We start from the raw sequence: 13,041 nt of genomic DNA on the forward strand, positions 1-13,041 counted from the left end.
TTCAACGTGGTTGTAGGAGTGACTCTCTATTGTTGCCCTGGTCTATGCTTGGGCGCAGGAACCGCCTTATAGGGAGAAACGCATGGGCACTGTGCTGCTCGTGGACCATCTGCCCATCGTTCGCAATGGTCTGCGTGCGTTGCTTGAACGTGCAGGCCATACCGTGCTGGCCGAAGTCGACAATGGCCAGGATGCGCTGATGCAATGCCGCCAGTTGCACCCGGATATGGTGATCATCGAGTTGTTGGTCCCGCGATTGGGCGGTCTGGATCTGCTGCGCCGGCTACGCGCGAGCCACGAAGGCATCAAGTTGCTGGTCTATAGCGTCCAGGAGGCCAGTCTCTACGCCACACGTTCGCTACAAGCGGGGGCGGACGCCTATGTCAGCAAAACCGACGCCGTGACAGAACTGGAAAGTGCGCTTCTGGCGCTCAGCCATGGGCGCCGTTATTTTCCGCGTGAAGTCACCCGTCAGGACACCCACAGCCTGCGCGATGAGGGTGAGAGTGAACTGGAGCAACTGTCTGGACGCGAACTCACGGTTTTGCAGATGCTCAGCCAAGGGCTCAACAACAAGGACATCGCCGAGCAATTGAGCCTCAGCTACAAAACGGTGAGTACCTACAAAGCGCGCCTGCATCAGAAACTCAAGGTCAGCAGTGATTTCCAGTTGCTGGAAGTGGCCCGCACGTTTGGCCTGGTCGCGGGTGAAGAACCCGGCGAGGGGCAGGACTCCTCACTCGATCCGCAACTGCTGCGTGAGTATGACTTGTTGCGTGCGTTGCTCGATTCGGCGCCCTACCCAATGTTCGTGCGCGATCTGGAAGGACGGCTGCTGATGTGTAATCGCCGTTACCTGGCCTACACAGGTGAAAGCTTCGAGAACATTCGAGGCACTACGCTTGCGCAGGCAAAATGGTTGCCGGCGCAAATGCGCCAGGACTCAGAAATGCGCTTGCGCGAAGCGGTCATTCGCCAGGAGTCGTTCATGGCCGAAGCCGTTTTCGAGAATGACGGGGTATCGAACGTTATGTATGTCTGGTGTACGCCATTCCGTAACGAGGCCGGTGAGCTTGTAGCCATGTTCGGTGGCATGCGCGACCTTACGGAGCGTGACAGGCTGCTCACCACATTGCGTCACGAAGGTGCCGAGGCGCGGTACGAAAGTCACCTGAAAAGCTCCATGCTGGCCGCGGTCAGCCAGGAGTTGCAGATGAAAATAGAGGCGATGCACAAAAGCCTCAAGGCAGTGCTGTTGCCAGACCTCGACCACCCTGAACGCATGTTGGACAAGCTGACCCGGCACGTCGACAGCATGCGCCAGTCCCTGGCCAGGCTCGACGACTGGATAACGCTGGATGCGCACGATCAGGAGACGCTACACGAGGCTCACAATCTGGGAGCGCTGACGGAAGAACTGCTTGGGCCAATACGCCAGCAGCTCGAATCAAAGGGCTGTCAGTTGAATCTGGGGCCGGGCCTGCGCGCGTTGAAAAGCGCCTGGATCGATGTCCGACATTACCGTCAGTTGCTGGAAAGCCTGTTTGCCTACCTGTTGCAGGGAACACCGCCACCCGGAATTTCCTTGATTCTGACGACGCGCATCCTGCCTCGTGGGTTTCTACGCCTGAGTCTTGAGTTGTCGCCTTGGCATGAACCGGGCGAGGATGCCCCATCAGCCCTGTTGGCGCATGCCAGCATCCAGCGCCTGGTGCTAGCGCTGCAAGGCAAGGTGCAGACCGAGTCCAGTGTGGATGGCAGGCCGCTTGTGTGGCGACTTGAACTGGATCTGCCACAAGACGTGGGCTCCTAACAATAGGGGCGATCCACAAAGGCAGGCGAAGGCGTTGTTTCAAGGCAGTGTGCAATAAAAAGCCCCGTCCCTTTTGCAGGAGGCGGGGCTTTTTGCATTTCAGTGTCCGTTCGGTATCACCTCAGGTCTAGCGAACACCGGCACCCGCCATGGACTCTGGCACCCACTGCGCCGTCGACAGCGCTTCGGTGTAGCGAATACCGCCATGAGGGCCTACCACGCCATTGATGTTGTAGGTGCGGCGCGACAGGTCGTACGTCATGAATGGGGTGGCGTCCGGGACCTGTTGGTCATAGCTCTGGCTGAGGAACGCGAAGGAGCCCCGGTACAGTTCGCCACTCATGTCGTACTGATCGGAGGCCAGAGCGGCCCAGGTGTCTTCATCCAGGTAAAAGCGGCGTTTCTTGTAGATGTGGTTGGCACCGGGCTTGAGGTTGCCCTCGACGACAAAGACCCGGTGTTTTTCCCAGCGTACGAAGTCCGGGGCAATGAAGTTGGGGGTGGTCAGCGACTTGGCCTCTCGGGCATAGGTCAGTTTGTAGGTGTTATAGGGCACGATCATTTCTTGCTTGCCCACCAGCGTCCAGTCGTACAGTTCGAGTGCGCGGGCGGTGCCGGGGTTCGGTGTGTCGTAGGCCAGGATCGAAATCTGTTTGACCCGGCGCTGGGCCGGCATGTACTGCCAGGCACGGCCAGGACGCTGCAGCGGATTGGTGGCGTTCTTGAGCATGATCGACTCGCCGGCTCGCCTCGCCGGTCCCGTATAGGACAGTTTCAACTGGTAGTAGAGGTCGGAGTTGCTGATGGGTTTCGACAGGTTCTCGTAAATCGGAAAGGAGACGAATGCCTCGCCGGTCACCGCCAGGCTCGCCACACCCGCCGAGTCGACGCTCCAGGAGTCGTACTTGGAACGGATGTTCACGCCCTGGTAGCGCAGCAGGAAATTCCACATCGCCTCTGCACCCGATTTCGGGATCGGGAACGGCACGCCGGGCAATACATTGTCGAAAGCTATCCCGCCGTTGAGGGACGTGGCGGCAGTGGCGTTCTTGCGACTATTGTCCAGTACCGCCTGCGGCAGCGATGCGGTGCGATGGGTCGGATACACGTCGATGCGATAGTCGGGGTAGCGGCGGGCCAGCTCGACAGTGGTGGCCGTCAGCATGCCTTTGTACTGGTCAACGTTTTTGCCAGTGATCGCCAGCAGTGGTTTTTCGTGCGCATGGGGATCCGGGCGCATGCTGTCACCGATCTTGAAACCGGCCGGGGCGGTGGTCAGGCCACCGCTATAAGGCGGAATGGAGCCATCGGCATTACCGGCCTTTTCAGCGCCTACCAGCGTCAGGCTGGTGCCCAGTTGCGCAGCTTCCTGACTCGATACATAGGCCTGTGCATCGATGGCCAGGGCCATGAGGAGTGGAGTAGCCAAAAAACCTTTCACGAACTTCATATTGTTATTCTCCAGCCTGGCGTACCAGGCAGTTCGAGACGCAGGCGGAGCAGTCGCGTTCGCCTTGTGGGCGTCCCGACTGGCTCAATCGCCAGATGCTTTTTTATGGCCCCATTAAAAAGCCCCCGACCAGGGGGCGCTTTTCATTTGACGACAGTCGCTTGGCTATTGATGACAGACCCATTGTGGGTCGGATGTAAGATGTATCCGGGTGTTATGGGGCGGTTTTTTTCGACCTTGTTTAGCGGCCTTTTAAAACAATGGGTTGGGGATAAATGTTTAGCGTTTCGTCATGAGGAATGCTTGTTGACGATCGAATGTATTCGACTTAAGTCTCATTTTCGAACGCCTGGAGCCTGAAACACACGATGGGTGATCGACGTGATCCCGGGTTCCCTGCTATTAATCAATGATTGTACGAGTGCTAATCATTTCGGGAGCGCGTCATGAGTCCATTCATTCGCATCGGCATTGCCGACGACCATCCAATGTTGCGTGAGGGCGTTGCCAATACGTTGAAAAAACGGGCGGATCTTCAGGTCGTGGAGCAGGGCGCCAATGCGGACGAAGCCATGGATATTGCCCAGAGGGTGCGTCCGGACGTGATGTTGATGGACGTCAATATGCCGGGCGATGTTTTCGCCGCGGTGCGGTTCATTTCCACTGAGTTGTCGGATGTGAAGGTGCTGATGCTGACGGTTTCAGAATCCGAAAATGACGCTTTTATGGCATTGGAGGCCGGCGCGCGCGGGTATGTGTTGAAAGGTGTCAGCGGACCGGAACTGGTCCAGGCGATCAGGTCGGTGGCCAAGGGTGAGTCGTATATCACCCCCGACTTTGCCAACAAACTGCTGAGTAACATCAAGAAACACGAAGCGGAAAATCAAAAGTTTGATCTGACCCCTCGGGAGGAGGAGGTCATTCGTGAGGTTTCATTGGGGCTGACCAACAGGGAGGTTGCGTCAAAGCTGTTGATCAGTGAAAAAACCGTCAAGCACCACATGGGCTGTGTGATGCAGAAACTGAACGCCCGGAATCGTGTAGAAGCGGTCACGGCCCTCCGGCACTACAGGGAGAGCGAAGCGCTCGGGCGGCTTCACATCGGCGCCGGGAAAACACCAACGGATGCCCAGGGTGGATCCTGACTAGAGTTTGAGCTGGGCATTGACCGACGTACCCGAAGCGCAGGAGTCGATGCTGAACAACCCGCCCAGAGATTCAACGCGATAACGCATACCGGCGAGCCCCAATCGGGTTCTGCCGGATGTCTCGAGCAGCATGGCATCTGCCGCCATGCCTGGACCACTGTCCCTGACGCTGATATTCAATACTTTACCCACGCACTTCGCCTGGATGACCTGACCCTCGCCGTTGGCATGACGGTAAGCGTTGTTGAGGGCTTCCTGCACAAAACGGTACAAACAGAGTTTGAGCGGCAGCGGCGCGGTCTTGGGTAGCTGCCCCAGGATTAATGTGACCTTGGTGCCAGTGCGTTGCTCGTGCCGTTGCGCCACCAGCTGCAACTCTTCCACCAGGCTCAAGTTGTTGATTTCCGGAAGTGCCAGGCCTCGTGATAATTCGCGTACCTCACGCAATGCGTCGGTGGCGGCGCCACGTATGGTTTCCAGCGACTCCTGATCGACCGCCGGGCAGTTTTCGACGAGGTCGTCGAGCCGGATCAGAATCAAGGTCAATAACTGCGCCGGCCCATCGTGCAGGTCCGCACCAATGCGCCGCAAGGTGAGTTCGTTGACCTGGGAAAACTCCTGGGTCGCCGTCGCCATCTTGCGCTGGAGTTCGGCATTGCTGATGTGCAAACGGGTTTGCTCCTGCAGCCGTAAGTGCAGTGCCACTTGCTGGCGCTGGATAATCTTGTCTCCGCGTCGCACGATGAAAAAAAGCAGCGTCAGCATTGCCAGCGTCGCGGCGCCAACAACCCCCCATACCTGCTCTCGGACACGATTGATCTCGCGCTTGAGGCTATCGGCTTTTTCATAGAATTCGCCCACCGCGATGATCTTCCCGGAGTTTGAATCCCGCAGGGGCGCGTAGATCTCATAGAGCGGCTGGTTGAGACTACGCTCGAACTCGTTCTCATCCTGCCTCAGTTCTTCGAGGTCGGTGACCACTTTGCCCTTGAGTGCCTCAGAGACGTGTTCCGTTGGGAATTTGTGGTGGGTGATGGATTTATTCGTGCTGTAGACCACCGTGCCATCCGCTCGCCAGATCTTGATCGAGACAATGTGCTGTTGGAGCGCACGACTTTGCGCGAGGTGGTCCAGGGACTGGATGCTTGCAGCCGAGAGGTCGTTGTCCCGGCTCATCTCCTGCACATACGGCTCCAGAAACGTATCCATGTACTGCGCGGCTGCTTCTGCCGCGCTATGTACCGCGGCTCTTTCTATTCGTTGGCTCACCAGTTTGCCGACGGAGAACATGGTCAGCCCCAGGATCACCGCTGCGAAAATGACAAACTGGGTCGAGAGACTCAGCTTGCGCGCCCGGACGCCGATCCGTGTGCGCCAGATGCCATTACGAACCTCATCGGAAGCAGGGGCTGGCTCAACCATAGCCTCAGTCTCCTGCGCGATCAAAGTCTCGTTTTTTGAGTCGGCTTGCGCATTTTTTACCATCGATTGAGTCCTTGATCATCGTTTGGAAACGATTTTTGTAGCCCGGTTGGGCGTCCGTTGATTAATTCTGAATTGATGATCCGCCTGCTGATCGTAGGCTATTGCAATGGCATTCGCTCAGAGTGGCGATTGTGCAAAGAGGCCCATTTGAACCTGACGTATCGCAGGTCCTGCCGGTGGCGCGGGAACTTCAGGTCGCTAGCCGGGTCAGTACGGCGCTGTATTGGAGATGCCGAGCAGCGATGTACCTGTTTTACGACAGTGCCGTCCGAGATCCGCCGAGTCCGCCCCTGATGCCAAACAAGAGTTTTCTGCCGGGTCTCATCCTGGCGTTCTGCGCCGTCGCGTCGCTTGGCTCGGTGGCTGCCGAGCGAAGAGCGCCCTCGCAAAGTAACAGCGCCTCAACCACGCTGATCGAAACCGCCTCGCGCCAGTATGAAACCGGGCAGTTGGACCAGGCCGCTGCCACGCTGGAGCGTGCCCTGCATATCCAGCCGAACAATCCCGCAACGCTGCATTACCTCGGCGTGTTGCGTCTTCAGCAGGGGCAGTACCAGCAGGCTGAAACATTGGCGGTGCGCTCGAACATGCGGGTGGGTCGCAACGTCGAGTTACGCAACCGCAACTTCCAATTGATCCAGGCGGCGCAACAGGCCAAGGCTTCGGGTACCTCACCCAACGCCAGGGACGACGTGGTCGCCGTACAGAAAGGGCTCGAAGAGGAGGTGCAAAGGCGCCGCGAAGCGGAGTTGCAAGTGGCTTCGGTACAGCCGGCGCCCGTGAACGATGAGGTTGAAATTCCCCGCGGCCACTGGCCGCCGCCGGGTAAATGCCGCATCTGGTTTCCCGATCGCCCGCCGGGGCATCAGCCGGCACCTGGCAAGTGCAAGAAGCTGCGAGATCGTGTTCCTTTAGGGGCTTACCTGGTGCGCGGGTGAGTTGCTGAGTGTGATTTTTCGTTTTGTTAGCCAATTAAAATGTTATGAGCTAATAACTTTGTATTTATAGCTTTTCTCCATGTTTTACATGGGCTTTGTTATATGTCCCTCCTTATATCTTTAGAATAATTTGTGATTAGTCACAGCTGCTTTTATGTCTTTATGATCTGTTCCACACAACTCGTGAGACAGGGGGTAGCTCGATGGCCATTCAAATCAAACCGGTCGCTGGTCGAATTGGTGCACAACTGGAAGGTGTGAAGTTAGGTGGTCACATCAGTGCTGAAGATTTCGAATTTATTAACCACGCATTGCTGAAATATAAAGTGCTGTTCTTTCGCAACCAACATCTGGATGACGCCGAGCACGAAGCTTTTTCCCGGCGCTTCGGTGATCAGGTACCGCATCCGACCGTACGTTCTGCTGAACAAAGCGCCGCCATTCTGCACCTGGACGCCAAGGAAACCCGCGCCAATTCCTGGCACACCGATGTCACCTTTGTTGCCAATTACCCGAAAATTTCCATCTTGCGCGGTGTGGTTATTCCACCTTATGGCGGCGATACGGTGTGGGCCAATACTGCAGCGGCCTACGCCGACTTGCCGGAACCCTTGAAACTACTGGCTGATAGTTTGCGCGCGTTGCACACCAACTTATATGACTATGCGACGCCGCGTAATACCAGTGAGGCGGGCCTCAAACGTTATCGCGAGCAATTCACTGCTGAAGTTTACGAAACCGAACATCCTTTAGTGCGGGTGCATCCCGATTCGGGTGAAAGAAGTTTGTTGTTGGGGCACTTTGTCAAACAGATACAGGGAGTAAATCACAACGATTCGAAACAACTGATTCGCCTGTTCCACGACCGTATTACCCATGTCGACAACACCGTGCGCTGGCACTGGGAGGAGGGCGATGTGGTGATTTGGGATAACCGCGCCACGCAGCACATCGCGGTCAACGACTACGGCGATGCTCCGCGCATCGTGCGCCGGACCACCATTGACGGTGATGTGCCGGTCGGGGTGGATGGTCGCTTGAGCCAGGCGCTCAAGCCAAGCCCGGATACCCGCTCGCCGAAAACCGAAGCCGACAAAAAACACCTCGCCGCCTGACAAGCGAGCCTCATGGACACAAGGAAGGTTGTATATGGAACTCAAAGGTATTGCCCTGTTTCACAAACGCAGCATCGCTGCGGCACTGGCGGCGCTTTTTGCAATACCCCTGGCCCAGGCCGATGTATTGCGCGTTGGTGTAGCGACAGCCGGCGGCGGTGATCCGGTAACGTTCAGCGGCTCGCCCCTGGCCATCGTGCGCAATCAGCAACTGCTGGAAAAGGCTTTTGCTGGCACCGGGACCGAAGTGCAGTGGTTCTTTTTCAAGGGGGCTGGTCCGGCGGTAAACGAAGCCTTGTCTAACCAGCAACTCGACTTTGCCTACCAGGGCGATCTGCCCGCCGTCGTCGGGCGCTCCAATGGACTGGACACCAAGCTGCTGGCCGCACTGGGCGTACGTGCCAATCTTTACCTGGCTGTTCCCAAGGGATCAGATATCAAAAGCATCGAGGATCTGAAAGGCAAGAAGGTGGCGATCTTTCGTGGTACCAACGGCCATCTGGTGACGATCAATCTGTTGGCCGAGCATGGTCTTACCGACCGCGATATCAAGGTCATCAACCTCGATACCGGCAGCACCCAGGCTGCCTTGGTTTCCAATGGAGTAGATGCCGCATTTGGCGGTCGCGAGTTGTTCAAGCTGCGCGATAAAGGCCTGATCGACATCGTTTACGACAACCCCACTCAGGATGTGCGCTACACCCGGCAGACGGCACTGGTTGTACGGGGTGCCTATGAAAAAGAACATCCGGACAACGTGCAAAAAGTCGTCGACACGCTAGTGGATGCGGCGAAATGGACGTCGGAGGACAGTAATCGTGACGCGGTTTTCACGGAATGGGCCAAGAGTAATGAGCCGGCAGAATCTCTACGCGCCGACTTTACCGGGGTCAAAATCAGGGATAGAGCCTCGCCGCTGGTCGACGACTTCCTGCTTGGCCGCTATAAGGCCGTGGCGGATCAAGCCAAGGAAGAAAAGCTCATCCGTCGCCCCGTCAGTATCGATGGCTGGTTCGAGACCCGCTATTTGCAAAAATCCCTCAAAACCAAAGGCCTTGAGAACTACTGGACGCCCTACGGTCCGGATGGCAAACAGCCGGCGGGTAATGCAGTAGCGGCCGCGACCAGCAAGCAAGGGAGCTAGACCAATGGCCAGGGCACAGACCGTCAAACTGGAACCGTACGCAGCGCCGGGATTTCCTGGCGATAACGTCAAACGTTTGCCACCGTCACCGGCCCGGCCAGTACGCAAGATTGAAGTGCCGCGTCAGTCAGCCTGGTCCGTCAGTCTGGTGGACAAGGCCTTGCCCTGGCTGTTGCCGCTGGTTTTGCTTGGCTTATGGTACTTGGGGGTGGAGCGGGGCTGGCTTTCCGAGCAGGTGCTTCCCCCGCCAGTGTACGTTTACCAGACGTTGTCGGACCTGGTCACCAGCGGTGATCTGTGGCTGAACACGTCTGCGAGCCTGCAGCGGGTGGTCGTCGGATTTACATTGGGCGCCTTCACCGGCGTGGCACTGGGACTGGCGATGGGACTGTCCAGGACTGTCGAGGATTATCTCTTACCCACCTTCAATGCACTGGTGCAAATACCGGTACTGGGCTGGTTGCCCTTTGCCCTGTTGCTGTTCGGCATCGGCGAGACGCTCAAGTATGTGCTGATTGCCAAGGCGGCCCTGGTGCCGATCACGCTATGTACTTTGCAGGCTTTCCGCCAGGCACCCAAAGGGTTGTTGGAAGTCGGCCGGGCCTACGGTTTCAGTCCTCGGCAAAGCGTCACCTCCATTGTTTTGCCTGCGGCTATCCCGACGCTGTTTACCGGTTTACGCCTGGGCTTCACCAAAGCCTGGTTATCGCTGGTCGTGGTCGAGTTGGTGGCATCGAGTGAAGGGTTGGGCTACCTGATCGTCTATGGGCGTCAGCTGTTTCAACTGGACCTGGTGATGGCGGCTGTTGTCGTGGTGGGTGCGCTCGGTTTGTTGATTGACCGCGGTTTTGATTACGCGGAGAAACGCCTCAATCGTGGTCGTCCAACTGTCGGGGGGCAGCTGTCATGAGCGCGGTCTTATCAGCACGTAGCGGTAGCCATCGATATCGCGGTTGGGTCTTGCCCATTGTCGTCATTGCCGTGTGGTGGGTGGCTTCGAACCAGGGCTGGAGTCAATCGGGGTTGTTCGTTTCGCCAGAAAAAGTGGCGGCAACGGCCTGGGATCAAATCACCTCCGGCAAATTCTGGCGGGCCATTTCTGCCAGCCTCGCGCGCAACCTCAGTGGCTTTTTTATCGGGACCACACTGGGCCTGGTGCTGGGTTGCCTGTTGGGCCTGTCGCGGCATTTCGAACGTTTAGTGGGTCCGAGTTTCAACACCTTCAAGCAAATATCCCTGTTCGCCTGGATCCCGTTGATCTCGGTGTGGTTCGGCCTGGGCGATGTGGCCAAGGTGGTGTTCCTGTCACTGGCAGCACTGGTGCCGGTGGTGGTCAACACCTGTGACGGTTTGCGCAATGTCCCGCCCAACCTGTTGGAAGTGGCCCGGGTGTACGGCTTCACCCGTTGGCAAACCATCATCGGGGTAATGTTGCCCGCCGCCTTGCCGTCGATTTTTACCGGGCTTTACCTGGCGCTGGTCTACTCCTGGCTGGCGACCATCGGCGCTGAATACCTGTTGGTATCGGGGGAGGGGATCGGCAACACGCTGATTGATGGCAGCGAGCATTTCATGATGGACCTGGTGTTGTTTGGAATGGTGATTATCGGCCTGGTTGGCTGGGGCCTCAGCGCAGTGGCCCGGACACTTGAGCGGCGGATGCAGCGCCTGTATGGCATCGCACCTCGTTGATTGGCACTTTCAAAAGGATCGCAACATGCTCAACAACAGCCTGACCCTGGAAAACATCAGCAAGCGTTTCGCTTCCCGACCGGGTAGCTCGACGCAGTTGCAAGTACTCGACAACATCCAGCTCGACATTGCGCCTGGCGAGTTCATCAGCATCGTCGGCGCCAGCGGCTGCGGCAAATCCACGCTGCTGCGACTGATTCTTGGCCTGGACGAAGAGTACGACGGGCGCATCCTGCTGGATGGCAAACCCATCGAAGGCACTGGCCTGGAACGCGGCATCGTGTTTCAGGATCACCGGTTGTTCCCTTGGCTCAACGTCGAGCAGAACGTCGCGGTCGGGCTCAAGAATTCCCGCCTGAGCGCTGCGCAGAAACGCGAGACCGTGCGCGAGCACATTGAACTGGTCGGCCTGCAAGACTTTATCGATGCCTACCCGCATCAGATTTCCGGCGGCATGGCGCAGCGCGTAGCGATAGCCCGCGGCCTGGTCAATCGACCGAGCGTGCTCTTGCTGGATGAACCGCTGGGTGCGCTCGATGCCTTGACCCGTGCGCGCCTGCAGGGCGAGCTGCAAAACATTTGGGCCAAGGAAAAAATCACCATGATCCTGGTCACCCACGATGTGGATGAGGCGGTATTCCTGGGCGATCGCGTGGTGGTAATGCAGCCCAACCCAGGGCGCATCCGGCGCATTCTCGACATCGATCTGCCGCGCCCGCGCAACCGCAGTGACAGCCGCTTCATCGCCCTGCGCGACGATGTGCTGAGCGATTTCGCCGAGCTGCACTGAGCCTCCACGCCGCGCACAAGCTCCGATTTTTTACGCCTGCTTTTTTCAAGGAACGGGAAATGTCCGAACGCCAACTCAGCCTCAACCTTTTCATCTACCCAAACGGTCATCACGAAGCCGCCTGGCGTCACCCGCAGTCGGTGCCGCAAGCGTCCATGGATATTGGCTATTACCAGCAACTGGCGCTACGCGCTGAACGGGAGAAGCTGGATGCGATTTTCTTCGCTGATTCGCCGTCGCTGGCCGAAAGCGGGCGTGAAGGCCTGCGCATTCGTTTCGAACCCATCACCTGGCTGGCGGCCATTGCCGCGGTGACCCAACGCATTGGTTTGATCGCCACGGCCAGCACGACCTACAGCGAGCCTTACAACCTGGCCCGCTCGTTCAGTGCGCTGGATCACCTCAGCAAGGGCCGCGCCGGTTGGAACATCGTCACCACGTCCATGGCGGCAGCCGCCGCCAATTTTGGCCTGGACCAACATCCTTCGGCTCATGACCGCTATGCCCAGGCCGAAGAATTCGTGCAGGTGGTCGGTGACCTGTGGGACAGCTGGGAGGACGATGCGCTGGTGCTGGACAAGACGTCCGGGGTGTTTGCCGACAATGACAAGGTGCATTCGATCAACCATGTGGGCACTTACTACAAAGTCAAAGGCCCCTTCAACTCGCCGCGCTCCCCCCAGGGGCGACCGGTGCAGGTGCAGGCCGGGTCTTCAGAGGATGGCCGTGATTTCGCCTCCCGACATGCCGAAGCGATTTTCACCGCGCACCAGACCCTGCACAGCGCAACCGAATTCGCCAACGATATCCGTGCCCGGGCGAAAGCGGTGGGGCGCGATCCTGGCCAGCTGAAAATTCTCCCGGGCATCAGCCCGTACATTGGCAGCACCGAAGCTGAAGCCCAGCGCAAATTCGACGAGCTCAACGATCTGGTGCTGCCGCATGTTTCACTCGGCCAATTGCGCCGCATGTTGGGGGTCGACCTGTCCGGTCACGATCTGGATGCGCCGTTCCCGCGCCACCTGGTCAATTTCGACAGCAGCGAGAGCCAGTCCAGTCGCTTCAAACTGATCATCGACATCGTCGACCGCGAGAAACCGACGCTGCGCCAGCTGATCAATCGTCTGGCCGGTGCTCGCGGGCATTGGGTGCCGGTCGGTACGCCGGTGCAGATTGCCGACCTGATTGAGCAGTGGTTCCGCAGTGGCGCCGCCGATGGTTTCAATGTGATGCCGCCAGCGTTCCCCGAGGGCTTTGACGTGTTCCTCGATGAAGTGCTGCCGATCCTGCGCAAGCGTGGGCTGTTCCGCCATGAATATGCGGGCAGTACGCTGCGCGAGCATTATGGTCTGAGCCGTCCGGTCTCGCGTTTTGCCCTGGCGCCCGCCGGAGCGACCTTTCCATTGCGCAGCGCAGTGCAATCGATTCCCGACCCTGTTTGATCTGATTGGAGGATCAGCGGGAGA

General features: G+C 58.0%; 11 protein-coding genes and 1 pseudogene. 10 read left to right on the plus strand and 2 right to left on the minus strand.

The genetic code is table 11. From position 1 onward, the window contains the following. Window positions 1–82 precede the first annotated feature (82 nt). Window positions 83–1,813, plus strand: coding sequence for a response regulator (locus tag PMI22_RS02930; protein ID WP_007948834.1), 1,731 nt, complete (start codon window positions 83–85; stop codon window positions 1,811–1,813). Window positions 1,814–1,940: 127 nt separating this feature from the next. On the opposite strand, the gene PMI22_RS02925 is transcribed toward PMI22_RS02930, so the two are convergent. Continuing rightward, window positions 1,941–3,263, minus strand: a complete 1,323-nt coding sequence (locus tag PMI22_RS02925) for a DUF1329 domain-containing protein (protein WP_007948835.1) — start codon at window positions 3,261–3,263, stop codon at window positions 1,941–1,943. A gap of 446 nt (window positions 3,264–3,709) precedes the next feature. On the opposite strand from PMI22_RS02925, the gene PMI22_RS02920 reads away from it, so the two are divergent. Continuing rightward, window positions 3,710–4,408, plus strand: a complete 699-nt coding sequence (locus PMI22_RS02920; protein ID WP_007948836.1) for a response regulator — start codon at window positions 3,710–3,712, stop codon at window positions 4,406–4,408. Here PMI22_RS02920 and PMI22_RS02915 read toward each other — a convergent pair whose 3' ends face one another. Further along, window positions 4,409–5,896, minus strand: a complete 1,488-nt coding sequence (locus tag PMI22_RS02915) for a sensor histidine kinase (RefSeq protein WP_007948837.1) — start codon at window positions 5,894–5,896, stop codon at window positions 4,409–4,411. A gap of 30 nt (window positions 5,897–5,926) precedes the next feature. Here PMI22_RS02915 and PMI22_RS30975 point away from each other — a divergent pair. From PMI22_RS30975 to PMI22_RS02880, 8 genes and pseudogenes are all read left to right on the plus strand, one after another. Further along, window positions 5,927–6,073, plus strand: a pseudogene (locus tag PMI22_RS30975) (transposase); the annotation flags it as partial. Between the two features lie 116 nt (window positions 6,074–6,189). Further along, on the plus strand, window positions 6,190–6,834 hold the full coding sequence (locus PMI22_RS02910; protein ID WP_033049742.1) for a tetratricopeptide repeat protein: 645 nt from the start codon (window positions 6,190–6,192) through the stop codon (window positions 6,832–6,834). Between the two features lie 203 nt (window positions 6,835–7,037). Beyond that, a complete protein-coding gene (locus PMI22_RS02905) occupies window positions 7,038–7,949 on the plus strand; it encodes a TauD/TfdA dioxygenase family protein (RefSeq protein WP_007948839.1) in 912 nt (303 codons plus the stop codon). A gap of 34 nt (window positions 7,950–7,983) precedes the next feature. Continuing rightward, on the plus strand, window positions 7,984–9,093 hold the full coding sequence (locus PMI22_RS02900) for an ABC transporter substrate-binding protein (RefSeq protein ID WP_007948840.1): 1,110 nt from the start codon (window positions 7,984–7,986) through the stop codon (window positions 9,091–9,093). Between the two features lie 4 nt (window positions 9,094–9,097). Continuing rightward, window positions 9,098–10,003, plus strand: coding sequence for an ABC transporter permease (locus tag PMI22_RS02895; protein ID WP_007948842.1), 906 nt, complete (start codon window positions 9,098–9,100; stop codon window positions 10,001–10,003). Continuing rightward, window positions 10,000–10,785: an ABC transporter permease gene (locus PMI22_RS02890; RefSeq protein WP_007948843.1), complete on the plus strand. Its 786-nt coding sequence runs from the start codon at window positions 10,000–10,002 to the stop codon at window positions 10,783–10,785. Before PMI22_RS02895 ends, PMI22_RS02890 begins: the two co-directional genes overlap by 4 nt. A 25-nt stretch (window positions 10,786–10,810) precedes the next feature. Then, on the plus strand, window positions 10,811–11,575 hold the full coding sequence (locus tag PMI22_RS02885; protein WP_007948844.1) for an ABC transporter ATP-binding protein: 765 nt from the start codon (window positions 10,811–10,813) through the stop codon (window positions 11,573–11,575). 59 nt (window positions 11,576–11,634) lie between these two features. Next, window positions 11,635–13,017 (plus strand): LLM class flavin-dependent oxidoreductase, encoded by a 1,383-nt coding sequence (locus tag PMI22_RS02880; RefSeq protein WP_007948845.1) that lies wholly within the window; start codon window positions 11,635–11,637, stop codon window positions 13,015–13,017. The last annotated feature ends 24 nt before the right edge of the window (window positions 13,018–13,041 follow it).

This window comes from Pseudomonas sp. GM21 (genome assembly GCF_000282215.1).
Lineage (GTDB): Bacteria > Pseudomonadota > Gammaproteobacteria > Pseudomonadales > Pseudomonadaceae > Aquipseudomonas.